The following is a 23959-nucleotide window of genomic DNA, read 5'->3' on the forward strand; positions in this document are numbered from 1 at the left end:
ATAAGCCAAAGCCCGTTTGGACTTAGCATACTAAAACCTAGGCGCTTAGGTGAAAAAAATGAGCTAATTAGTTAAAACGTAAAACATTTTATCGGCTTGTATGCACAATGTCATAGAAAATTAACCAGAATCTGCATGTGGGTGTCGCTGATTATCTAGAGGTCGATTATAATCTTTGTGTGCAGTGCACAAAAAATGTCACTCAAGCTATACAAGCGAGCAAGCATGAGTGTGAATAATCACTATCTCAAACCGTGAGGCCACTATGAGTGCATCCACAGTAGAAAAGCAAGCACGTAAAGTGCAGGAATTTAGGTTAAGGGAAACTCGGATTTTGGAATCTGCACTTGAACTGTTTTTACAATATGGTGAAGACAGGGTGACAGTGGAGATGATTGCTGATCATGTCGGGATAGGTAAAGGGACGATTTACAAGCATTTTCGCACTAAAGCCGAAATCTATGTGCGTCTTATGTTGGATTATGAGCGTGAAATGGCAGCTTTATTTCAATCGCCTAAAATTGCGGAGGATAAAGAAGCCTTATCGCGTGCTTATTTTGAATTCCGTATGCAAAATCCTGAAAAATATCTGCTCTTTAATCGTTTGGAGGAGAAATTAGTTAAATCTAATTCAATTCCTGAATTAATCGAAGAAGTGCATAAATTTCGTGCGCGTAATTTGGAAAGTCTATCGGATTTGATTAATGCACGTGTTTCTGAGGGACACTTAGAAGATGTGCCACCTTATTTCCATTATTGTGCTTCTTGGGCTTTAGTACATGGCGCGGCGGTGTTAAATCAATCACAATTTTTCCAAGAAGTGATTCAGGATAAAGAGGAATTTTTCCGCTTTCTCATGGATATCGGTGTGCGCATGGGAAATCGTGGGCAACGAGGGCGTCGCCTTCGGGATGCAGAGTTGGGAACAAACGGTTAAACTGAACAGATTTACGCAGTCACACGCAAGCGAGGGAATTTATGCCAAGTGCTATCAACCCACAGCAGCTGGCAGCTTCGATGCAAGCGCTGACATCGCACTCAGTACCACCTGTTGAGACTTGGAATCCGCCTTATTGTGGGGAGTTAGATATACGTATCAATGCCCAAGGCCAGTGGTTTTATCAAGGACAGGCTTTTACTCGTGCGGCCTTGGTACGTTTGTTTGCATCAATTTTGAAATACGAGGCTGGCGCTTACTATTTAGTTACGCCAGCAGAAAAAGTAAAAATCCACGTGGAAGATGTGCCTTTTATCCTAGTTGATATGCACTGGGATGCTGAAGCTGGCCACTATCAAGGGCGTACCCAAAGTGGAGACAGCTGCGTGCTCGATCAAAAAGCACCTTGGTGCTTAGGACAATTTGCACAAGATCCTGTGCCTTATATCAAAGTACGTGCTAATTTATATGCGCGTATGCATCGTAATCTTTATTACCGTTTGTTAGATGCAGCAACTTGGTGTGAGGGTGCCCAAGCACAACAAGTTTTAACAGCGTATCAAGCACAATGGCAACAAGCATGGCCCCAAGGCATTCAAAGTATGCTGGTACCGCAAACACAAGGAGTACAAGTCCCGGTTATTGCGCTACATACTGGAAGTTACCCGCTGGGCTGGGTCCTAGAAGAGGATACACAAGGATGTACAAGCTAACCGCTGAGCAAGCTGCTGTGGTGAAACATACACAAGGGCATGCGCGTGTTAGTGCTGTGGCCGGATCAGGGAAAACCTCGACTTTGGTAGAGCGTGTTGCTTATTTATTAGATCAAGGGGTGCTAGCGCGTCGTTTGCTTGTGGTGATGTATAATCGTAGTGCACGAGAAGATTTCCAGCAGCGATTGAGCCGGCGTTTGCCAGCAAACCTAGCGGCTACTTTAGATGTAAGAACCTTTCATTCTTTCGGTTGGCGTTTATGCCATCAGTGGCAAAGGCGTGGCATTTTAGCGTCAAGGCAGCTCCAGACACAAACTTGGCAATGGGAGAAAATCGCCAAACAGTGTATGCATGTGCTCGCTGGGCAAGTCAATAAAAGTGATTTAGGAGACTTCAATATCGAAAAGGCTTTAGAAGATAGCCATTTACAGGCCTTTCAGAGCTTTTGCGATCACGTGAAATCTGGGCTAGAAGATGCAAGCCAGACTTTTACAACGGGTAAATATCAACAAGAATACCTTTATTTTATTAAAGGGTTTGATGTTTTTGAAAAACTTTGTGCACAACAAGGGGTCATGTTTTTTAATGATCTTTTATATCGCCCCTTACAAGCCTTGATAAAGAATCCTCAGCTTGCTAAAGCGCTGCAAGGCTTTGTAGATTATATTATTGTGGATGAATACCAAGATGTAAACCCAGTACAAGAGTATTTGCTAGAAATAGTTGCTGGAGAGAGCGCGCAACTTATGGTGGTTGGTGATATTGATCAATGTATTTATGAGTGGCGTGGGGCGCGTCCAGATTATATGCTTAAGCATTTTGAAACGCGCTTTCATCCGGTGACAGACTATCAATTAAGTTATAGTTTTCGTTTTGGACCGCAAATTGCCTTTGCTGCAAATGCCTGTATTCGTCATAATCAGGCACGTTTACATAATCAATTGAGTATTGCTTATCCTGAAAGCCAAGATACGAAAATAGATACTAAAGTAGGAATTAGTCAACTAATCGACATGCTAGATACTTGGCGAAGCCAAGCAAATAATGCGCCCGAAATAGGGATATTAGTGCGCCATTGGAGCTTAAGTTTGACTGTACAGTTAGTCCTGCTACAAATGAAAATCCCTTTTAAAATTGGTCGTCAAGATAAATTTGTTTTTAACTTGCCGAGTATTCAAACCCTATTTTCTTATATGTATTTAGCATACCAAGATAAAATTTCCAGTTTAGAGCAAATTCCTGAAGAAAAAAGAGAGAATTATTTTTATGCGATTTTAAGTGCGCCTAGTTTATATTTACGTAGAGAGCAAAAAAAGGTATTAGTCAAAGCGCTTGCTCAAATCAAAGATTTAAAGGATCTGAAAAAAACATCAATTAAAGAGGTTTTACCTACAGCTTCCGTCACAATGCAGAAGAAAATACAAGAACGTTTAAATATTTTGCATCGATTATTAACCCCCGCCCGTTTAAAATCTACAGCGCGTTTAGTGAAACACCTGCTGAAAGTACTGGATGCACACGCGCAGCTTGAGAAGCAAGCCAGTCAGGAAGAAGATGCTTTGGAAGCGGTGCGTTTGTTAGAGACTTTTGAAAGCTACATAAAACAACAAGATGCGCCTTTAGATGTGTGGTTAGCACGTTGGCACAACCAAGAAGATACAAACCAGTGGCAAATGCATAGAGCCAGTATAGAAATTTCTAGTGTCCATGGTGCCAAAGGGCGTGAATGGCATACGGTGATTTTATGGGGATTACAAGAAGGCGATTTCCCTTGTATTCTCCGGCATCAAATTTTGGAAGCACGTGAGCTTGAAGCGGAACGACGTTTATTCTATGTCGCTATGACACGCGCCAAGCGGCATTTAATCTTATTTATCCCCAATGAAAAAAGTGATTCTTCCTGTGTGAGCCGTTTTGTCAAAGAAGCTTGCTGGCAGCAAGCACAAGTACTGAAAAAAGAAGATATCCAAACAAAGACATTAAATCAGGTGGCATTTTTGCCGGCACCTTGGAACCAAGAAAGTCGACAGGTGTTGCAAGCTTATCTTGATAAATTCAACCAAATTTCACTTAAAGAGATTGCCGGAAACCCAATAAAAAAGCCTGCAGATCACGCTGAGATCATTCCGCAGGCTTTTTGCACGATAGAGCAATAATTTCTTGCTTATTGTGTCGTGGTTAAAGGCGCTAAATCTGCTGTGCCATAGGCTGCATCAGTATTAATTTCTTGCTCTAATAAAGGATCACGCTTTTCTAAACGGATAGTCACACGGCGGTTTTTTGCGCGTCCTGCAGCTGAACTATTGGAGGCTACAGGATAACGTTCACCATGATAACGCGCACTAATGAGCTCTTGCGGCATACCATAGCGAATTAAATGATTTAAGACTAAATCAGTACGAATCTTAGACAGTTGGCGATTATCACGGCGTGTACCGTAAGAGTCCGTATGTCCATCTAAAAAAACATACCCGACATCGGGATCTGCTTTCACATAACGAATAATTAAATCAAGTAAGTCTTTTTGTTCTTGATTTAGCTCATCGGCTTGACCAGATTTAAAATAAACCGCAGAGCGTGCAATCTGCTCAAAGTTAACTGGTAATAATTGTGCTTGGCAGCGTTTAAATTCAGTAAAAGCGGGTTTAAACGCTAAATGAGAAATACGGGCGATTCGACTAGAATAGCGACTGTCTTTATCTTCTTGCAACAAAGAAGGCTGCATGCCACGTTGCAAATACTCTAGCATGAGCTCTGTTTGTGGGTTGGCAATCTCAATCCCTGCTTCACCACGGCCAATTTTTACCTGACCTAAATCCGCAGTAGCTTGTCCAGGTAGCCAACTTGGCGCTAAGGCAACTAAATGCGCACCACCTGCAGGAAATACTTGCCCAAGTGGGCGAATGATGGCCTTGACTTTTTCACCTGAGCGATGACTAAAGGTTACTTCGCCAAATTCTGGAATAAAATGGCTTAAGCGACACATTAAAGGAGAAGGTGTTGCCGATTCCCACTGAGAATCTGCTTGTGTGGCTGAATATTCAAGCGCAGCGGCGGGTGTGCTCCAGCCTAAACTCAAAGCGCTCAAGGTAAAAAGTGAACATAAAAAGCGCCTTGGTTGAGTAAAAGACCCAGATAGCATTTGATGCATCCTCCGCAAGCTAGCAATAAAAAGATAAAATCAAATCTGCATGTGATGCAGCTGAATGCAAGCAGTATAACTTGGGTCATTAGTCTAGGGCTAGAGACGAAAAATCCACACCTTCAAAGGAAGTGTGTGGATTGGAAAACACTGGCTAACAGCTTGGTTTAGAGTTTATCAGCGTTCTGATCTAGGTACTGAGCGACCCCTTCAGGTGAGGCTTGCATGCCCTTGTCACCTTTTTGCCAGCCAGCAGGGCAAACTTCGCCGTGCTCTTCGTGGAATTGCAGGGCATCTACAAGACGCAGCAACTCATCCATGTTACGGCCTAGAGGCAAATCATTCACGATCTGTGAACGCACAGTGCCTTCTTTGTCGATTAAAAACGCACCACGGAAAGCAACACCTGCTTCAGCTTCAACATCATAAGCTTGGCAAATCTCATGCTTCACATCCGCCACTAAGGTGTATTTGACCGGACCAATACCACCTTGGTTCACTGGGGTGTTACGCCAAGCATTGTGGGTAAACTGAGAATCAATAGAAACACCTAAGACTTCGACACCGCGTGCGCTAAATTCAGGCATACGGTGATCCAGTGCGATCAATTCGGAAGGGCAAACAAAGGTAAAGTCTAATGGATAAAAGAAGACCAGCGCGTATTTGCCTTGGGTCGCTTGTTTAAAGTTGAAGTCACCAACAATTTGGCCATCGCCTAAAACTGCAGCTGCTGTGAAATCTGGTGCTGGCTTACCGACTAAAACGCTCATGTAAAAATCCTTATTCAGATCAAAATTAGGCTGCAACAGCAGCTTTAATCATGGGTTCAAGCTCACCTTGTTGCGCAAGCTCAGTAATAATATCGCAACCACCGACTAACTCGCCACTGATCCACAATTGTGGAAACGTTGGCCAATTGGCATATTTAGGCAGTTCCGCACGAATATCTGGATGCTCTAAGATATTCACATAGGCAAATCGCTCGCCACAGGCCATCACAGCTTGTACAGCTTGTGCAGAAAAACCACATTGAGGTAGCTGAGGCGTACCTTTCATATAAAGGAGAACAGGGTTAGCTTGGATTTGTTCTTGGATAGTCTCCAGCGTTGTGCTCATGCTGAATCCTCGTCAGTGAATGATAAAAGAAAAGGTAGGTGATCAATTTCCAGTATACTAGCTATTTCCTAGTGTTTAAGTCAATTTTATGTGACTGAGCAAAAGTGTAAAGTTGAGTCGCCTAGACTAGTTTTCCACAAACCCAAGGCGGAAAAGTTGCCAAAGACACGCTTTGTCTATAGGATTTCTCTTTTTGTCGCGCATCACGCGCTTTTGCAAGGAGGTTAAAGAAAAACTCCATGACTGATCAGGCCTTAATGCAAACCTATGCTCGCTTACCTGTGGCTTTTACTCACGGTGAGGGCGCTTGGCTGTATGCAGAAAACGGGCAGGCCTACCTAGATGCACTCAGTGGCATTGCGGTGTGTGGCCTTGGGCATGCGCATCCTGTAGTGAGTGAGGCTATCAGTCAGCAAGCGCGACGTTTGTTGCATACCTCTAACTTATATCAAATTCCGCAACAGGAAGCTTTAGCACGTAAGCTAACACAAATTACAGGGATGCAAAGTGCATTCTTCTGTAACTCAGGTACAGAAGCTAATGAAGCGGCGATTAAATTGGCGCGTCTTTATGGACATCGCAAAGGGCATCAGGTGCCTCATATTATTGTGATGGAAAATGCTTTTCATGGGCGGACTCTGGCGTCATTAAGTGCGACTGGCAATCCAAAAGCCCAAGCTGGGTTTGAACCCTTAGTCGAAGGGTTTATTCGGGTTCCCTATGATAATTTGGCTGCGGTAAAGGCTGCCATTCAAAATTGTGCACAAATCAGTGCCATTTTAGTTGAGCCAGTACAAGGTGAAGGTGGTGTACATATACCACGGCAAGAATATTTAGATGGCTTGCGTACACTGTGTGATCAACATGATCTTTTGCTGATGTTAGATGAAGTGCAAACTGGTAACGGACGGACTGGGCGCATGTTTGCTTTTCAGCATCACACTTGGTTGCCAGACGTGCTGACGACCGCCAAGGGTCTAGGAAATGGCTTTCCTATTGGTGCTGTGATGGTGCAAGGTAAAGCGCAAGATTTATTTCAAGCAGGGAGTCATGGCACCACCTTTGGTGGTAATCCTTTGGCTTCCGCAGTGGGTTTGGCGGTTTTAGACACTTTAGAGCGGGAAAACTTACCAGCGCGGGCGCAAGCACGGGGAGAGCTGATTCGTTCTCAACTTAGCCACTGGCTGGCAGATGTTGACGCAGTGCGCTCAATTCGTGGTTTAGGTTTGATGATCGGTGTAGAGCTGGATCGTCCTTGTACGGAGTTGGTGAAACAGGCTTTAGATGCAGGACTTTTAATTAATGTGACTGCAGGACAGGTGGTGCGTTTGTTGCCACCTTTGATAATTAATGAAGCTGAAGCGATACAAATTAGCCAAAAAGTTGCCCTGTTAGTGCGGCGCTTTGTCGGTGCATCCGTACCTGTGGAGCTGGAAGCGCAAGGAGAATAATAAGAATGAGTGTACGCCATTTTTTAACCCTATTAGATTTGACTCCGCAGGAGCTCAATCAAGTGATCCAACGCGCGATTGCATTAAAAGCGCGTCATCAAAGTGGCCAGATTGATGAGCCGCTAAAAAATCGCGTATTAGCGATGATTTTTGAAAAATCATCAACGCGCACACGGGTATCTTTTGAAGCCGGCATGACGCAGTTAGGCGGATCGGCGATGTTTTTGTCATCGCGTGATACTCAACTAGGGCGTGGGGAACCTGTCGAAGATACTGCGCGTGTGTTGGCCGAAATGGTTGATGGGGTCATGATTCGTACTTTTAGTCATGCAATGGTAGAAAAGTTTGCTGCTTATTCTTCCGTACCCGTGATTAATGCTTTGACTGATGATTTCCACCCCTGCCAATTACTTGCAGATGTGCAAACTTTCGTTGAGTGCCGTGGGAGTATCCAAGGTAAAAAAGTCGTCTGGATCGGTGATGGCAATAATATGTGTAATTCTTACATTAATGCCGCACGCCAGTTTGATTTTGAGCTGTGTATTAGTACACCAGAAGGCTATGCACCACGACAAGATTTGCTCGATGCTAACGCTGACCGGGTGACTTTAGAAGCAGATCCACAAGCGGCAGTAGCTGGAGCACACCTAGTAGTGACGGATGTGTGGGCTTCTATGGGGCAGGAAGAAGAGCAAAAAATACGTGAACGTGATTTTGCAGCTTATCAGGTCTCCCCTGCCTTGATGGATTTGGCGGCTAAAGAGGCGCTGTTTATGCACTGTTTGCCTGCACATCGCGGTGAGGAAATCAGCCTAGATATGTTGGAAGATCCAAGATCTGTTGTCTGGCAAGAAGCGGGGAACCGCCTACATGCGCAAAAAGCTTTGCTAGAATTTTTGATGATGTCTTAGCAAACTCAAGAAAAGGATGCCACTGAGTGCATCCTTTTTTTATCAGATGAGCCGAAACTCCCGTCTTTCAGGATGGAAAGCAGTCACTGACGATGTGCGGCAATACAAGTAAGATAGTAGTCAATCAGTTGGCGTGAAATGGCAAATTGTGGCGGTAATAAAGGCAAATTATCTGCGCTAAACCAAGCGGCATCTGTGATTTCTTCTTCATCTAAGCGTATGTCGCCTGCTTGGTACTCGGCAAGGTAGCCTAGCATCAGTGAATGACTAAAAGGCCAAGATTGACTTCCCAAATAATGTAAGCGTCCCAAGTGTAAACCCACCTCCTCGTACACCTCTCTGCGTAAGGCCTGCTCTGCGGATTCCCCTGCCTCGATAAAACCGGCTAAAGTGCTATAAAATCCCGTCTTAAATCTTGGGCTGTGAGCTAATAAAAAGCGTTCGCCATCCACGACAAGCGTAATGATACAAGGAGAAATACGCGGATAGCTCGTGTGTGCACATGCAGGGCAGATGCGCGCAAATTCATGATCAGCAATCAAAGTTTGCTGCCCACAGCGTCCGCAAAAAATATGCTCATGCCACCAATGCCATACTTGTGCACAAGTTGAATACAGCGCGAAATGTTGGCTATCTGTGTGTTGAAACCAAGTTCGCCAAGGGATAAGCTCTGCCGTTTCCATGACCTCAATAGGCTGCAAATAAACGGGCTTTTGCTGCCAATAGCCGATAAATAGACAGGATGTTGTAGGCGGCTCTAAGATAAGGTGTGGGGGAGCCTGTGATAAAGTGCCTAAAGCACCCTGGGCATTGGCTTGGATTAGCCAGTGCTCGGTGATAGGGTCTTTTGGCTTGGGTGCACGTTGAAAAGCATCTTGTGTCTGTGTTGCAGCAAGCATGCCTAAATCCGCAAAACAATTAGCTGCTGTAATAGGAATTAAGGGGACAATGGCCATGGAGGTATCTTTTTAATAAGGTGTTGGAAAATCCCCGCTTCGCACAAAACGGGGATGCGAGCAAATTAAAGCTTATCCCTATGCAGCAAAGCAAAACCTTGACGATAACCTAAGCCACCATTGGCATGAATACCAGCCCAAGGGCGTGCATTTTCGTCTTGTAACTTTTGATAAGCGGCAATTAAGGCACTAAATGCAGGGTTGTTCCAGGGGGCGCGCGCTAAGTTCATACCTCCTGTGATGGTAATCGCCTGATTTTGCAAGATATCTGCTAGTGCATGCACAGAGTCTGCTAGTCCTGCATGCATCAAAAAAGCTAAAGGGACAACTGGATAACAGGTATAGGCTTCGAGGTAAGCCTGTCCTTGTTGAAAAAGTTCACAAAAATCCACTTCTGCCTGTAAATTGGCATAATGCACTGCTTTTTGTAGATGCCAGTATTCTGCTAACTCTGCCACATGATCAGGACCATCATCAGGTGCTAAACCAATACCTATCCCTGCCAAGCGAATAGGACGTTGAGATAAGGGGGTCAAAGCGCCTAACCAGTCCGCACGGGTTAATAGCAATTGGCCGCTAAAATCGATACTGGGATTTGCACAATCGACACCACGAAACCATTCGGTAACTGGCTTTAGCCAAGCGGCTTGTGTGTTTGGATCAAAATCAGGATGTAGGGCTTGATAGGTGCGTCGGTAATTCTCCAGCAGCAAATTACGTAAGGCAAAAAACTCACACTGAGCAAGATCATGCAAGCGGCAAAAGTGTTTGGCCAGTAAAGTATAAGCCTCCGGAATACTGACATCGCCATAAATTGCCATCAATTGATGACGTTGTGCGCGTGTATAGCCAGTGCGTAAAAGATCTTCTCCTTGAATCAGGACTGCATCGGCTAAGTCAGCTTGTAAACGGCGTTGGGCTTTTGCTAAGGCATCTAAGGGTGCGCATCCAGAACGAAAATGTCCAGGGCGTATTTGTGTTTGCCAACCTGCTTTTAAAGGGTCGATAACGAGGGTTTCAATCCGTGCACCAGCTTCCTGCAATGCTTGCTGGGTTTGTTGGACGCTATCTAAATGACCTTCTTGGTCTATTTTGCGTGCTGCAGCAACAATATAAAGTGGTGTACTCATCAGGCGATCCTTATCGTTATTTTCAATACTTGCGCAGACATCTTAAGTATTTTTCGCTAGCGCTGCATCCTGAGATCTTTTATATTCGTTGTTTCTAACAAAATGTCAGTAGGAGTTGATCATGGCCGGTTTTAAGCATATTCAAGCAGCTGATGCCGCTAAAATGATGCAAAAAATGCATGTCACTTGGGTGGATATTCGTGATGCTAACAGCTTTCAGCAAGGCCATATTCTAGGTGCGCAGCGTTTAGATAATACCAATGTCAATGCATTTTTAGCGCAAGTTGACTATCAAAACCCCGTCATTGTGTGCTGTTATCATGGCCATAGTAGTCAGGGTGCAGCGGCATTTTTAGCAGAGCAAGGCTTTGACACCGTCTATAGCTTAGACGGAGGCTATGAAGTCTGGAAATTAGCTTGCCCACATTTATGCGAGTCTGGATTGTAAATACCATTCGAAGATCAAAATCTTCTTATTCGTACTCGATAGAATGGCTCATGCAAGGCGGGTCATGTCAAAGGGGCAGTCACTGAGTTAGGATAAGGCAGACGAAGGTTCTAAAACCACCGAGTCTTTATGTCTGCCCCCCAAAATCTATCTAAAAGAGATTGATATTCTTCAATACATAAAATGATGGATGATTGCGCAGGATGCTGAACATAAAGAGGCTCCCAAATGCGCGCCGACCCTTAAGCAATCACCCAATAATCGGTTTCTGTATAAGTGTAAGTTTGCAGTTGGGTGACAAGCTCAGGTGGATTAAATTCGATTTCTAGGTGATATTCTCGGTTTTGTACATGATCTTGTACGTATAGACGCTCAGCATCTACTTCCAAAATATGCCCATTGGCATACAGATGTTCACCCAAATAATTCAGATACTGGGTGATAGAACCATCAATCTCTATATGCATAAAAGAGCCTTGTGCTTCATATGGGGTAATATTTTCAATATGCCCAGTATCAAACTCAACTAAGGCGCCTTCCAGTTTGTAGTAACCTACCAAGTCTTCCAGGCTAAGGTCTGTATCTGGATCGGCAACTGGATCTAAAGGGCGTGCTTGCACCTGATAGCGCGCGCTAAACTCGGCAAATTCCTTGCTTGCAATCAGTTGGTCAAGCATTTGCGAACGACTACCATCTGTAGCGAGCTGGCTGCTCCAATAAGCTTGGCTCGTGTCGTCGGGTGTTTGCTTCAGCAAGGCTTGATACAAGGTATCAATAAATTCATTCTGGCTTAAATCTCTTTGGGTAAACTCTTCAGAAAACACCAAGGAGTAGACCAAATCAGCAGCAGTTTTTTCTTCAGCTTGTAAATCTTGCACCCAAAGATTTAAACCATAAGGCTCAGGCGGACGATCAAGTAATCCTTTGTACAGATGGGTGATAAAAGAGGCGGTACTAAAATCTTCATAAGCAACGACGTCATAAGTTTGTGCAAGCACAGAAAACTCATAAGAGCGTGCAAAGGCATCAATCAAGTCGTTGCGTGTCTTGCCAGCATCTAGCTCGCTTAACCAATAGCTAAGACCACCTGTGTCTGCACTACGATCTAAATAAGTCAGATATAAGGTGCTGACAAACGCATCATCGCTCGCGTTTGTCAGTAAGTATTCGGGACTATTAAAAAAAGTATAAGCAACCTCGGCAGCAGTGGAATTTTGTAAGACTTGCACCCAATAATCTGCGCCTGCAGTGTCACTGGTGCGCCCGAGAACTTGGCTATAAAGACGCTCGATAAAGGCATAAGCGGAAGTTGTCATCTAGAAAACCCTAAAAAATCCTGCGGCATATTAAGCTAAAGTTTAGAGGTTTTAGAAGACACTGATAAGCCTAAAGTGGCATTCAGAATGTTGGAAAGTGTTTCGGCATGTAGCTAAGAAGCTGGTTTGTGGGTGTGAAAGTAGAAAGCATTTCTGGAAAAAATCATTAACTTATTGATTAAAAATAAGAAAAAATATTTTTCTTATGTAAATTAGCTGGTTTTAATTTATTGACTTTCTGCTATTAGAAAAGGGTTTGCTAAAGGTACCTTGCGTCTTAATAAGATAAAATCAGCTAAGGCAGAAAGCAAAAAAAAGCCATCTCATAAAAGATGGCTTTTTCTTAAAATTTGGTAGGACTAAGCGGACTCGAACCGCTGACCCCCACCATGTCAAGGTGGTGCTCTAACCAACTGAGCTATAGTCCTTCTGGGTTATGGGCGTGCATTATAAGGGAATTTTTTTTTAAAGCAAGTCTTTTTTTTCTAGAAATTCTCTTGGTGTTCTTCGGGGAAAAATTCAGCTATTGGAACGCATTAGGTATAAAAAATGCTAAACTCTGCGCCTAATGACAAGAATGACAGGATGAGCTTGGACTGCATGAGCATAAATGTTCCCACCTTATTGACTTTGCTGCGTATTTTATTAATCCCGCTTTTGGTGGTGGTTTATTATTTGCCAATAGCTTGGGCTGCACTTTTTGCTTCGGCAATCTTCATTTTGGCAGCGATTACAGATTGGTTAGACGGTTACCTGGCGCGGCGTTGGAATCAGACAACACCTTTTGGTGCCTTTCTTGATCCGGTAGCCGATAAACTAATTGTCGCAGTCGCTTTGGGTGTTTTGATTGAAACCCATGCCAGCTTATGGATGACAGCACCTGCTTTGATCATCATTGGGCGTGAGATTGTAATTTCTGCCTTGCGTGAGTGGATGGCAGAACTTGGACAAAGGGCACAGGTGGCTGTTTCATCTTTAGGGAAATGGAAAACCAGCTTGCAAATGATAGCCATAGGCATGCTATTAGCTTTTGAACCAGGCCATGTTTGGGCTTGTTTGGGCCTGCTATTGCTTTATATAGCAGCAGTATTGACCTTATGGTCGATGTTTATTTACTTGAAAGTGGCTTGGCCTATGATGCGTCCTAGCTTAGCAATGGAAAAAAACTAAATTTTTTTTAGAAAAGGTGTTGACACCCACGCGGAATTCTCTATAATGCCGCCCTGTGTTCAGCGGGAATAGCTCAGTTGGTAGAGCACAACCTTGCCAAGGTTGGGGTCGCGAGTTCGAGTCTCGTTTCCCGCTCCAAAGAACACATCCTCACTAGAGGCTGGATGGCAGAGTGGTTATGCAGCGGACTGCAACTCCGTGTACGCCGGTTCGATTCCGACTCCAGCCTCCAAGCCACACAAGTGGACACCTGCCCAGGTGGTGAAATAGGTAGACACAGGAGACTTAAAATCTCCCGGCCGCAAGGCTGTGCCGGTTCGAGTCCGGCCCTGGGCACCATTCAAAAAAACCCGCAATATCAAAAGCTTATAAAAAGCTTAATCCAAGCAAGAAACTCCTAAAACTACCTGAAAAAAATTAAGCAGTGTCAACCAAGTGTCAACGGCGGTTTAAATCGCTAAATCCAAGTCGAGATATTTTGCCTTAGACAAAGGTAATTTGCTTAAAGCATCAAGCAAATGGTCAGGGGCAAGGTGCGCATAACGCATAGTCATAGCCAAGGTCGAATGACCTAAAATTTTTTGCAATACCAAAATACTCCCACCATTCGCCATAAAATGGCTAGCAAAGGTATGCCTTAATACATGAGTTAATTGACCTGCGGGTAATTGAATGCCCGTCGCGTAAATAGCATCTCTAAAAGTAGAACTATGATCTACATTCCTAAAAAGCTTGTTGCCACGCCTAGCAAGGCGCTGGATTAAGCCAACTTGTACAGGCACAGCACGAATACAACCGTTTTTAGTGCCAGAAAAAACAATCTTGTTTGTCGCTAAATCTAAGTCACTGAAGGTATGTACTGGTCTAATGAAGTTGGACACCGAATTGAGAGACAATACTTGTCAGAACAATGAGGTGAAACATGACTGAGAAAAGAGCTTACAAACGCTACCCCAAGGAATTTAAAGAAGAAGCAGTCGCATTAGTACGAGAGCAAGGTTATAGCATAGCTCAGGCAGCAGAAGCTGTTGGTGTTACAACTACGGTTCTCTACAAGTGGAAGGAAAAGTTAGAAGCCCAACTAGAAGGCACTGAACTATCCGATGACGAACGTGACGAGCTCAAACGACTTCGTAAAGAAGTCAAAGAGTTACGTATGGAGAAGGAGATTCTAAAAAAGGCTTCAGCCTTCTTCGCGAAAGAAATGAAGTAAGGTTTAACTTCATTAAAACTGAGTCAACCCGATACCCAGTAACCCATCTATGTCAGACGATGAGAGTAAGCCGCTCAGGTTATTACGACTGGCTAAAACGGCCAGCAAAAGTGGTCACTGCTGAAACGCTGAACCTGTATCGCCGGGTGAAGTGGCTATTTAAACAAAGCCGACAGAGTCTTGGTAATCGGGAAATGACAAAGAAGCTGCGTGAAGAAGGCTTTAGCGTTGGTCGGTACAAGGTTCGCACTGTGATGAATAGGCTTAGCCTAAAAGTGACTCAGCGAGTAGCTTACAAAGTCACGACGAAGCGCAAACACAGTGATGCAGTAGCTGATAACTTGTTAAATCAGAACTTTAATCCAGTTACTCCTGATCAGGTTTGGGCGGGTGATGTGACTTATCTGAAAACAGGTGAAGGCTGGATGTATTTAGCTATCGTCATGGATTTGTACTCGCGACGAGTTGTTGGCTGGCATATTGATAAGAGAATGACAACCGACTTGGTTAGCAAGGCATTGGTAAAGGCATATAACCTGAGGCAACCAGGAAAGGGGCTTGTGTTCTACAGCGACAGAGGCTCCCAGTATACGAGCAGACAATATCGCAAACAGCTATGGGGTTATGGCATGCGTGCGAGCATGGGAGATGTAGGAGCTTGCTGGGATAATGCCGTGGTCGAGCGGTTCTTCGGAAGCTTAAAGCACGACTGGTTATTTAAAGTACATCAGCCAACCAGAGAGTATATGAAGGAAGATGTCGCAGCCTACATGAGGTATTACAACCTCGAAAGGTTGCATTCGGCGAACAATGATATGTCGCCGGTTAATTATGAAAAGTCTCTACAAAAAGTGTCCGGTTGGAGTTGACCAGAACAAATAGAATAAAAAATGACAATTCCGTCATTTATTTATAAAACAACCACCAAGATGCTCGTTGATGTCACCTTGGTGGTTTTTTGTGATGATGTGGTTAAAGATTGTGATCTAGATTGATGTTATCCGGTTTAGATAGTTAAGTAACCGCTTGCTAAATATGGATATTTTCCTGGTAAGTCCAATCAAACCAATAACTTCGCCGCGAGCACAACAAAAACTAAAGTTAATATATATTGCATGCCTTGGTGTATTTTTTTAGATTGCATTAAACCTTGACCGAGACGAGCAGCAATAACCGCCATGCAAGAAAAACTCACCAGTGCAGTGATTAAAAATAATCCACCGAGAAAATAAATACGTAACCCAGTGGCTTCCAGATGATCTGGAATAAACTGGGGTAATAAAGCTAAAAAGAATAAAGAAACTTTAGGATTGGTTAAATTCATAATCAGCCCGCGACGATACGCTACAGCGGCACTCAGTTGTGTCTTTGTATCCGCTATCTTTTGAGGCGCTTGCTGTGCGGTTTGCCAAGTTTGCCAAGCTAAATAAATTAAATAAGCCGCACCCAAGATTTTAAGGAGTAAAAAAGCCCAAGGTGTGGTTTGCAATAAACCCGCAATCCCTAAAGCAACGGCACTTGTATGAAAAATCAGGCCACTACATAGGCCTAAAGTAATCCATAAGCCACTTTGATAACCTTGACTTGCAGAATGTGCGATAACAAATAAATTATCTGGCCCAGGGGCAAGACAGAGAAGTAAGGCGGTGATGAGAAATCCGAAAATAACATCTACAGGGAGCAAACTGGCAAGCATACACTTCTTCCTAACCATGAAATCAAACTGGTCAGTATAAAAGAAAAAACCCCGCAAAGCGGGGTTTTATCACAGAAAAGTATGTGCCTAGGTTGAACTTAACTACCGATCACACCGCCGTCTTCTTTTTGAATCATCATAATGGTGGAGCGTGGTTTGCTTTGCCCGCCAGCAGGGAAGTGTGAAGGTGCTAAATCTTCCCCTGGATGCTGCACACCAACAAATAAAGTTTTGTAATCCGGGCTAAAGGCAAGCCCAGTCAGCTCACATGCGATAGGGCCGGTAGCAAAACGCTTGATCTCACCAGAATGGGGATCTGCGCAGAGCATTTGGTTATTGCCCATACCCGCAAAATCGCCGGCATTGGAATAGTTGCCATCGGTTTGAATCCACAAGCGTCCGCTTTGATCGAAACCTAAACCATCTGGGCTGTTAAACATATTATCTGCATGAATATTGGCACTGCCTGCATACAAGTCTTGATGCACTTCAGGGTTACCTGCTAATACAAATAAATCCCAAGTAAACGCTTGGCTGATATGGCTGGCTTGTGCAGGATACCAGCGTACAATTTGCCCATAATGATTCGCCGCACGTGGATTGGGGCCGCCAACGGGTTGATGATCTTTTTTGCCTCTGTGTTTGTTATTGGTCAAGGTGCAGAAAACACTTTGTTTATTCGGGTGGATAGCGACCCATTCAGGACGATCCATAGTGGTTGCACCGACTTGGGTGGCCGCTGCACGTGCAAAAATTAAGACTTCTGCTTGGTCAGCAAAACCGTTTTCTGCGGTCAGGCCATGTTTGCCATGGGTCAGTTCGATCCATTGGCCACGTCCTTCTAAAGCGCCTTCTTGTGCCTCAAAACGCGCTACATATAAGGTGCCTTCTTCTAAGAGTTGACGATTATGCTGTGCTTGGCCTTCCTGATATTTGTGTTTAGAAACAAATTTATATAAATGTTCGCCGCGCTCATCGTCCCCCATATAGACCACGACATGCCCAGTATCATCCAGTACTAGGGCCGCATTTTCGTGTTTAAAACGTCCCAGCGCCGTACGTTTAAGCGGGGTTGATTCTGGGTTCATGGGGTCGATTTCGACAATCCAGCCAAAACGATGTGGCTCATGCGGGTGTTGTGCTAAATCAAAACGCTCATCTTGTGTATGCCACTGATAGCCAGCATCTTTTGCACCCAAACCATAGCGTTGAGCACGGGCATCCAGGGCCAAATCTGCTTGTGCTGATCCAAAATAACCATGAAAGTTTTCTTCACAAGTGAGGTAGGTACCCCAAGGGGTTTGTCCATTGGCACAATTATTAAAGGTACCTAAAACGTGCGTGCCGCTGGTATCTTGTGCGGTTTTGACCAGTGGATGCCCTGCCACCGGACCGGTTAGTTGCATGGGCGTATAAGCGGTAATGCGACGGTTAAATTCAGAACCCTGCACATAATGCCAGCGGCCATCGGCTTGGCGGCGAATTTCAAAAATAGAGACCCCATGAGCGGCTTGGGCTTTTTTAACATCCTCTGCACTCATGGATTTCCCTTGATGTGCAAATAGATATTCGTAATTCGTGTACTCATTGTTGACGGCTAAAAGGGCGCGATCTTCGGCAAGTGGGAACAAGCTCATACCGTCGGTATTATCCCCAAACTGGCCGGCTTGGGCTTGTGAATTTTGCGTGCCGGATTCATCAAATGCCGGTGCTTGTTGTAATAAAGGATCTCCCCAAGAAATCAGCGGCTGGGCGCGATACCCCGCAGGGACCACAAAAGTATCTGCAGTAGAAGCAGGTACAGGTTGAAAACCTAGTAAAGCGGTTTTTTGACTGACGGAGGCAACCGCTTGTGATAAAGGGTGAGTGGCAAGAAAGAGCCCCATGGCACTCATACTGGAGGCTTGCAAAAAACGGCGACGGCTTAAGCCTTTTTCTAATATATGGTTAAAGTCATTTGAAGCTGACATACTCTAAATGCTCCCGCAGCAAAATCTTGGTCAGTAATGATGTTATGGAGGCGATATTTGCCGTGAGAGAGTCAACCAGAGTCAGCCCAAACGACATCACCCACTGATTTGCTTATAAAACAAAAAGATGACGTTTGCTTGACGATGAGATGAAACCTAACTAGAGGATCTGGCGAGATATGCCTAAATTTCTGCATACAGCTGATTGGCAAATTGGCCGTCAATTTACCACCTTTGAGCCAGAAGAAGCCGCTGTGCTAGCACAAGCTCGCTTACAGGCTGTACAAGCCTTAGCGGAATATGCGCAGCAGCAAAAATGCCAAGGGGTTTGGGTGGCTGGGGATATTTTTGATTCGCATACGGTCCCTGAACGCACCTTAAGACGTTTATTTAATACGCTAGAAGCTTTTTCTGGGCCTTGGTATTTATTGCCGGGTAATCATGATGCTGCTTTAAATGCCAGTGTATGGACACGTGCCCAAGCCTTAAACCTGATTCCGGATCATGTCCACTTATTATTAGAACCCAAGGTTTATTTGCAGGAAACTAGTGGTGTTGCGCTTTTAGCCGCGCCTTTAACTCAGCGTCATACTTATCAAGATTTGACCGCTTGGTTTGATCAGGCCTCAACACCTAAAGATTTTTATCGTGTAGGTATCGCGCATGGGAGTGTGGCGGGTGTGCTAAGTGAGCAGATGCAAGCAAGTAACTTAATTGCAGCAGATCGGGCACAAAGTGCGCACTTGGATTATTTCGCTTTGGGAGATTGGCACGGATATTTACAAATTAATGCAAAAACTTGGTATGCAGGTACGCCGGAAAGCGATCGATTTCGTAATAATCACTCAGGGTATTGCTTAGAAGTAGAGCTGACAAATTTAGGTGAGGACCCACAAATCAGACCTTATCCTATAGGACAATATCAATGGCAACAATCTCAGTTTGATTTGCCACAAGAATTAGCAGCTTTAACCCATTATTTAAACCAGTTAACTCGGGATCAAGTGTGTCAAATCCAATTAACGGGTACTTTAGGATGGCAAGAAAAAAATCAATTAGAATCTCTTATCGCACAAGCGCGCGCCCAATGTCATGCTTGCCGTGTCAATATTGCTGAAATTGATGTCACCCCAACGACAGAGGATCTACAAGCATTGCAAGCAGATGCCTATTTACAGGATATACTCAAAGAGTTGCAGCAATTGCAAAAGCATCCACAACAAGCCCCTATGGCACGCACGGCATTAACCATCTTAGCGCAAGGGTTAACAGAAATTAATAAGGCGTAAGGATATGCAAATTCAAAGGGTAAAAATCCAAAATTTCCGTTGTTTTCAGCAGCCCATAGAAGTGCATTTTACGGCAGGGTTAAATATTATTTTTGGTGCCAATGAAACCGGTAAAACGACTTTAGTTGAGGCAATTAAAGCCGCATTTTTACAACGTGCACGGGTTAAAAAACCTTTAGAATCTTTTAAATCTTGGCAAGCAAGTGATAAAACGCCCATAGAAATTGAAGTGGATTTTTTATATCAGCAACAACAGTGGCGAATTTATAAACGTTTTTTTTATCAAGCCGATTGTCAGTTATGGGTTGATGGTCAGCATTTACAGGGAGATGCTGCAGAAGATTATCTTGCTCACTATTTGGGATATGAGTATGCCAGACAAGGGGTAAGCAAGGGCGAACATCAAGGATTATTGGGCTTGCTTTGGTTAACCCAAGGGCAGATTCCGACCCTTGGGATGCAAGGAAAGGTGGCACAGCAAGGTTTGCATGAAGCATTAGCTGAACAGGTGCAGTATCTAGAATGCCAACAAGCGCATCCTTTACTCGCTTATTTGCAAGCGCAATTGGATGCTTTGGTCACCACGAGTAGACAGCAGCCAAAAGGAAAGTATGCTGATTCAGTGCAGGCTTTGACAAAAGCCCAAACGCAATATGCACATCTACAAGAAAAGTTGCAGAGTTATCAACAAAATATGCAACGTTTAGCCGATTTAAAGACACAAGTACAGGCGTATCCCAATGCGCAAGTGCGGCAAATGAAAGCAGAGTTACACGCAGCACGTTTACAATTAGCACAAGCACAAACGGTACAGGCACAACAAGAAGCGAAACGAGCTGAGTTACAAGCTTTGCAAAGTCAATTTCAGCAGGTGCAAGCTTGGTTGGAAGAACATGCACAAGATGTACAGCAGCAGCAACAAGCCAGTACAGACGCGAGCTATTGGCAGCAGAAAAGCCAAGATGATCAGCAAGAAATTAGCAGGTTAGAGCAAGCATTAACCCAGGCACGTGTCCAAGCGCGTCAATATCAGCAAATGCGTATTGCCAGTGCTTGGTTGGAAAATCAGGCGATGTTGCAGCAAGAAACCCAGTCCTTGTACCAAAAACAACAAGCAGTCCAGGCGTTATTGCAACAAAAACAGACCTTACAGGCAAAAATGAAGCCTTTATTGCCTTTATCTGCAAAATGTTTGCAGGCTTTACAAGAAAAAGTCACCCAATATCAGCAGCTCTGTTTTAAAGAAGAAGCGCTAAGTCCTCGGGTCATTTTCCAGTTGAGCCCTGATTTTGCGATCACTTGTAATCAACAAGCTTGTGCATCGCAAGGTGAATATGCAGTGACTCAGGATTTGGTCCTAGACATTGAAGGGGTGGGTTGGATTAGGGTACAGGCGCAGCAACAAAACCTGTTGCAAATTCAAGCAGAAAAAAAACAAATTCAGCATCAAGTACTTGCGATATTGCAGCCTTACCAAAGGTATTTACCGCAAGCCTTAGCCCAGATGTTAGCTACTGAGCTGCCTTTGACACAAGTGAATACTTGGCTGGCCCAGGCCCAAACCTACCAAAAATTGCAGGGGGAACTGGCGGCTATCGAGGAAGCCATCACGTATAAAGCCCCCCAAGGCTTAGCGGCACTAACAGACACGCTAGCACAGACGCAAGCGAAACTTGCGCAAGTTGAGGAAAACTTGCAGAGCCTGCCAGCGACAGAGAGAAAAAAGGCGGAGCAGCATCAAGGTGTGTCGGTGTTGGAAATCCCAGACACACAAGAAGTCGCTAGGCTTGAGCAGGCTTATCAAAGTTTGTTATCACAAGGGCAAACAGCCGCACAAGAAATGCACATGGCCCAACGGCAACAGGCCTATTGGACACAAAAACTACAAGCCCCCAGCTACCAAAAGCAGTTGGCACAAGCGCAAGCCCAATATGCGCACTTGCAACAGACATTAGCCATTCAACAAGCAGCATATCAAGCGCAGCAAGAGCAAAGATGGCAGGCAACCTATGAGCAGTGCCAACAAGATGTCCAGCGGTTAGAAACGAGCCTACAGCAGCAAGCACACCAGCATCAGCAAGCACACACGGAATATTTACAGCTACAAGCCTATTTAAAGGCTTTAGAAGCGGATAACTTAGAAGAAGAAATCGCGCAACTGAGCACAGAGATCCATTATTATCAACAACAAACAGCAGCGTATGCGGTACAGGTTGAAGCACTCAATTGGCTACAAAAACGCATTCAGGCACAGCAAGCGGCAAGTCTACAACGCTTGTACCAGCCATTAAACCAAGCTTTACACCCTTATTTACGCTTGTGGTGGCCGCAAGCTGAATTGGTATGGAATCCAGAATGGCAACCACAACAAATATATCGAGCTGAACAAGCGCAGCCGATCCCAGCGTTAAGTTGGGGGGCACGTGAGCAACTGAATGTGATGGTGCGCTTTGCTTATGCGGATGTGTTGCGCACTGTAGGTAAGCCGAGTTTGCTTATTTTGGATGATGCGCTCGTTCACACAGATGGTGAGCGTTTACAAGTGATGAAACGAATTTTATACCAGGGTGCGCAAAAGCATCAGGTTTTGATGTTGAGCTGTCATCAATCAAGGTGGCAAGATTTAGGCGCGAGTACAACGATTGATCTTGCCGCTTATATCAAGGCTTAGTATTCACTCAGACCTGTGCGTATATTCTCGCTAAGCTGTTTAAACGCCTGTAAATAGGTGCTAATTTCTTGATGTAAATCGGCAGCTAAAGGGAGTGCATCAGAGGTTTGTTTATCGGTGGCCAGCAATAAAGGGGCGGTTGGTGTGTTTTGTGTGCTGGCCTGTTCTAGACCTAACCCTAGCGCTTGTTCATAGCGTCTTTGACAAGCACGCCACCAGCTGAAGGTGTCTTCCGTTAAACTTTGTAAGTGCAGGGCTTCAGGAATCACTTGCTCACGCGGGACACCTAGCTCAACTAAATCCGCCGCCTGGGTGGCAATATGGGGATCTAAACGGTATGCCTGTGCAATTTCTCCTAACAAGGCCCGCCAAGCCCCTTGTAAATGGAACAGTGCCGCTTCCGCACAGGAATAAGTCAAAGCGACTTGTTGCAGTTCATCATAGGTCGCAATCTTCTGCAAAATTTGTAATTGCAGTTGGCAATAAAATAATTTCTGTTGTGTACGTTGTGTATAAATAGACATGAAAGCTCTCGCTGGATGCGTACAAAAAAAGAAAATCAATAAAATATAAAGTTACTTGGGGTTAGATTTTTGATCAGTCGCAGACGTTTTAGAGGGAGGTTTGCGCGTTTTTTGGGTTTGATCATCACGTTGTAAACGCCGCTTTTGCCAATGATGACCAACGTGCCAGCGCCAAAATAAACGTACACCAATATTCGCTGCGCAGGCTAAAAATACACCGGTCAATAAAGAACCTAGCAATAAGGGTTGCCAGCTTTGGGAAAATAAGTGGCGTGCCCATTCTAAGGTAACTTCTGCTGGCATGGGTTGGCTTTCCAATCCGAGTAACCAAGACCCTAGCAAATAAGTACCATAAAATAAAAAGGGAATTGTTAAAGGATTGGTTGTCCACACCAAGGCGACAGAAATGGCGACATTACAACGCACCACAGCGGCTAAAATCGCAGCGACAAGCATTTGAAAAGGAATAGGCAAAAAAGCGCAAAATAAACCGACCGAGCAAGCATTAGCGACTGTATGCCGGGTAGGCACCCATAAGCGCGCGTCTGCAATCAAATGGGCAATATGACGTAAGGACGGATGTGCCTGCAGGTACTCCTGCTTGGGCATGTAACGGCGAACGAGTTTACGGGGCATAAGTCTTCGGCTACATCAGCTGGCTGGAGGTTTTCTATTATGCCTATAGCTTTATTCAGATGCCAAGTTTTTGCAGCTTATGTCTGCGCTTTTGTTGCGGCTTGTTAAAAACATAATAAGATCATGGCTTGACTGCTCCCCTCCCTAAAGAAAGGGGATTCCCAATTCATCGAGAATAGGACACGGGGACTGACCCCATGCCACTTACATTCTCTCCAAGGGCTAACACCGCCAGCCCGGCGGCTTTAATGTTGGTCGCAGCGTTAATGTCGCGGTCATGGTCTGCGCCACATTCGGGGCAGCGCCATTGCCTGACCGACAACGGCAGCGACGATAAGGTGTGTCCGCAACCCGAGCAGTGTTTGGAGCTAGGGAACCACGGGTCAATGGCGACCAGCGATCGCCCGGCCCAATCGGCCTTGTACGCCAACTGGCGCACGAACTCACCCCATCCGGCATCGGCAATCGCTTTACTCAGCGTGGGGTTGCGGATCATGTTTTTCACTTTCAGGGATTCGACACAGATCACTTGGTTCTCGTTAATCAATCTGCGGGACAGCTTGTGCAAGTTGTCTTGCCGGCAATCGGAGATTTTGGCGTGAAGTTTCGCCACCTTCTGTCGGGCCTTGGCGCGGTTGGCCGAGCCGAGCTTTTTCTTGCTCAGCCGGCG

Annotated in this window: 22 protein-coding genes and 4 tRNA genes; 13 read left to right on the forward strand and 13 right to left on the reverse strand. The window is 44.8% G+C overall.

The features are described 5' to 3' along the window. The first annotated feature begins 265 nt into the window (after positions 1-265). From BMX05_RS06725 to BMX05_RS06735, 3 genes are read left to right on the forward strand one after another with little or no spacing between them, the layout of a single operon-like run. Positions 266-937: a TetR/AcrR family transcriptional regulator gene (locus tag BMX05_RS06725; protein WP_093309260.1), complete on the forward strand. Its 672-nt coding sequence runs from the start codon at positions 266-268 to the stop codon at positions 935-937. Between the two features lie 41 nt (positions 938-978). Continuing rightward, on the forward strand, positions 979-1650 hold the full coding sequence (locus BMX05_RS06730; RefSeq protein ID WP_093309261.1) for a DUF1285 domain-containing protein: 672 nt from the start codon (positions 979-981) through the stop codon (positions 1648-1650). Continuing rightward, entirely contained in the window at positions 1638-3806 is a 2169-nt protein-coding gene (locus BMX05_RS06735) for an ATP-dependent helicase (protein ID WP_177166818.1), read from the forward strand. Before BMX05_RS06730 ends, BMX05_RS06735 begins: the two co-directional genes overlap by 13 nt. 8 nt (positions 3807-3814) lie before the next feature. On the opposite strand, the gene BMX05_RS06740 is transcribed toward BMX05_RS06735, so the two are convergent. The 3 genes from BMX05_RS06740 to grxD all read right to left on the reverse strand — a co-directional run bounded on the left by BMX05_RS06740 (position 3815) and on the right by grxD (position 5908). Continuing rightward, positions 3815-4792: a MotY family protein gene (locus BMX05_RS06740; protein WP_177166819.1), complete on the reverse strand. Its 978-nt coding sequence runs from the start codon at positions 4790-4792 to the stop codon at positions 3815-3817. 167 nt (positions 4793-4959) lie between these two features. Then, positions 4960-5562, reverse strand: a complete 603-nt coding sequence (locus BMX05_RS06745; protein WP_093309265.1) for a peroxiredoxin — start codon at positions 5560-5562, stop codon at positions 4960-4962. Between the two features lie 25 nt (positions 5563-5587). After that, a complete protein-coding gene (grxD, locus tag BMX05_RS06750) occupies positions 5588-5908 on the reverse strand; it encodes a Grx4 family monothiol glutaredoxin (protein ID WP_093309268.1) in 321 nt (106 codons plus the stop codon). Between the two features lie 239 nt (positions 5909-6147). Here grxD and BMX05_RS06755 point away from each other — a divergent pair, with 239 nt between their 5' ends. After that, complete coding sequence (locus BMX05_RS06755) at positions 6148-7359, forward strand: aspartate aminotransferase family protein (protein WP_093309272.1); 1212 nt, start codon at positions 6148-6150, stop codon at positions 7357-7359. A 5-nt stretch (positions 7360-7364) separates the two neighbouring features. After that, the gene (argF, locus tag BMX05_RS06760) at positions 7365-8270 is read left to right on the forward strand and encodes an ornithine carbamoyltransferase (protein ID WP_093309275.1); all 906 of its coding nucleotides are present in this window, start codon (positions 7365-7367) and stop codon (positions 8268-8270) included. A gap of 83 nt (positions 8271-8353) precedes the next feature. On the opposite strand, the gene nudC is transcribed toward argF, so the two are convergent. Further along, positions 8354-9226 (reverse strand): NAD(+) diphosphatase, encoded by an 873-nt coding sequence (gene nudC / locus BMX05_RS06765; protein WP_245710516.1) that lies wholly within the window; start codon positions 9224-9226, stop codon positions 8354-8356. Positions 9227-9291: 65 nt separating this feature from the next. Further along, positions 9292-10356, reverse strand: coding sequence for a hypothetical protein (locus tag BMX05_RS06770; protein WP_093309277.1), 1065 nt, complete (start codon positions 10354-10356; stop codon positions 9292-9294). Between the two features lie 121 nt (positions 10357-10477). Here BMX05_RS06770 and glpE point away from each other — a divergent pair, with 121 nt between their 5' ends. After that, positions 10478-10804, forward strand: coding sequence for a thiosulfate sulfurtransferase GlpE (gene glpE / locus BMX05_RS06775; RefSeq protein ID WP_093309279.1), 327 nt, complete (start codon positions 10478-10480; stop codon positions 10802-10804). A 242-nt stretch (positions 10805-11046) separates the two neighbouring features. Here the strand turns inward: glpE and BMX05_RS06780 are convergent, their stop codons facing one another. Together BMX05_RS06780 and BMX05_RS06785 are read right to left on the reverse strand one after the other, a co-directional pair. Further along, on the reverse strand, positions 11047-12120 hold the full coding sequence (locus BMX05_RS06780) for a DUF4214 domain-containing protein (RefSeq protein WP_093309280.1): 1074 nt from the start codon (positions 12118-12120) through the stop codon (positions 11047-11049). Between the two features lie 351 nt (positions 12121-12471). Continuing rightward, positions 12472-12548: transfer RNA gene (locus BMX05_RS06785), tRNA-Val, on the reverse strand. A gap of 178 nt (positions 12549-12726) precedes the next feature. Between BMX05_RS06785 and pgsA the strand changes: the two genes are divergently transcribed. The 4 genes from pgsA to BMX05_RS06805 all read left to right on the forward strand — a co-directional run bounded on the left by pgsA (position 12727) and on the right by BMX05_RS06805 (position 13629). Next, on the forward strand, positions 12727-13290 hold the full coding sequence (gene pgsA, locus BMX05_RS06790) for a CDP-diacylglycerol--glycerol-3-phosphate 3-phosphatidyltransferase (RefSeq protein ID WP_093309312.1): 564 nt from the start codon (positions 12727-12729) through the stop codon (positions 13288-13290). Positions 13291-13352: 62 nt separating this feature from the next. After that, a tRNA-Gly gene (locus BMX05_RS06795) sits at positions 13353-13428 on the forward strand. Positions 13429-13448: 20 nt separating this feature from the next. Continuing rightward, positions 13449-13522: transfer RNA gene (locus BMX05_RS06800), tRNA-Cys, on the forward strand. A 20-nt stretch (positions 13523-13542) separates the two neighbouring features. Further along, positions 13543-13629, forward strand: a tRNA-Leu gene (locus BMX05_RS06805). Positions 13630-13739: 110 nt separating this feature from the next. Here BMX05_RS06805 and BMX05_RS06810 read toward each other — a convergent pair. Next, positions 13740-14072 (reverse strand): tyrosine-type recombinase/integrase, encoded by a 333-nt coding sequence (locus tag BMX05_RS06810; protein WP_245710518.1) that lies wholly within the window; start codon positions 14070-14072, stop codon positions 13740-13742. 140 nt (positions 14073-14212) lie between these two features. Here BMX05_RS06810 and BMX05_RS06815 point away from each other — a divergent pair. Next, positions 14213-15372 (forward strand): IS3 family transposase gene (locus tag BMX05_RS06815; RefSeq protein WP_093309283.1). Its coding sequence is split into 2 segments (ribosomal slippage): positions 14213-14477 and positions 14477-15372, totalling 1161 coding nucleotides; the frame shifts between segments, so codons are not numbered across the junction. A 191-nt stretch (positions 15373-15563) separates the two neighbouring features. On the opposite strand, the gene BMX05_RS06820 is transcribed toward BMX05_RS06815, so the two are convergent. Both BMX05_RS06820 and BMX05_RS06825 read right to left on the reverse strand, forming a co-directional pair. Beyond that, positions 15564-16199: a LysE family translocator gene (locus tag BMX05_RS06820; RefSeq protein WP_093309285.1), complete on the reverse strand. Its 636-nt coding sequence runs from the start codon at positions 16197-16199 to the stop codon at positions 15564-15566. Between the two features lie 98 nt (positions 16200-16297). Continuing rightward, positions 16298-18169: a PhoX family protein gene (locus tag BMX05_RS06825; protein WP_093309286.1), complete on the reverse strand. Its 1872-nt coding sequence runs from the start codon at positions 18167-18169 to the stop codon at positions 16298-16300. A 179-nt stretch (positions 18170-18348) separates the two neighbouring features. Between BMX05_RS06825 and BMX05_RS06830 the strand changes: the two genes are divergently transcribed. Both BMX05_RS06830 and BMX05_RS06835 read left to right on the forward strand, forming a co-directional pair. Continuing rightward, complete coding sequence (locus BMX05_RS06830) at positions 18349-19458, forward strand: metallophosphoesterase family protein (RefSeq protein WP_093309288.1); 1110 nt, start codon at positions 18349-18351, stop codon at positions 19456-19458. 4 nt (positions 19459-19462) lie between these two features. Continuing rightward, on the forward strand, positions 19463-22129 hold the full coding sequence (locus BMX05_RS06835) for an AAA family ATPase (RefSeq protein ID WP_093309289.1): 2667 nt from the start codon (positions 19463-19465) through the stop codon (positions 22127-22129). Here the strand turns inward: BMX05_RS06835 and BMX05_RS06840 are convergent. The 3 genes from BMX05_RS06840 to BMX05_RS06850 all read right to left on the reverse strand — a co-directional run. Next, complete coding sequence (locus BMX05_RS06840; protein ID WP_093309291.1) at positions 22126-22653, reverse strand: DUF6586 family protein; 528 nt, start codon at positions 22651-22653, stop codon at positions 22126-22128. The two genes, BMX05_RS06835 and BMX05_RS06840, sit on opposite strands and share 4 nt — an antisense overlap. 51 nt (positions 22654-22704) lie before the next feature. Next, positions 22705-23289, reverse strand: a complete 585-nt coding sequence (locus BMX05_RS06845) for a DUF2062 domain-containing protein (protein ID WP_093309292.1) — start codon at positions 23287-23289, stop codon at positions 22705-22707. 166 nt (positions 23290-23455) lie between these two features. Beyond that, a partial coding sequence (locus BMX05_RS06850; RefSeq protein ID WP_143051947.1) for an RNA-guided endonuclease TnpB family protein occupies positions 23456-23959 on the reverse strand: 504 nt, incomplete at its 5' end.

The organism is Allopseudospirillum japonicum (assembly GCF_900108915.1).
Taxonomy (GTDB): Bacteria; Pseudomonadota; Gammaproteobacteria; order Pseudomonadales; family Halomonadaceae; genus Pseudospirillum; species Pseudospirillum japonicum.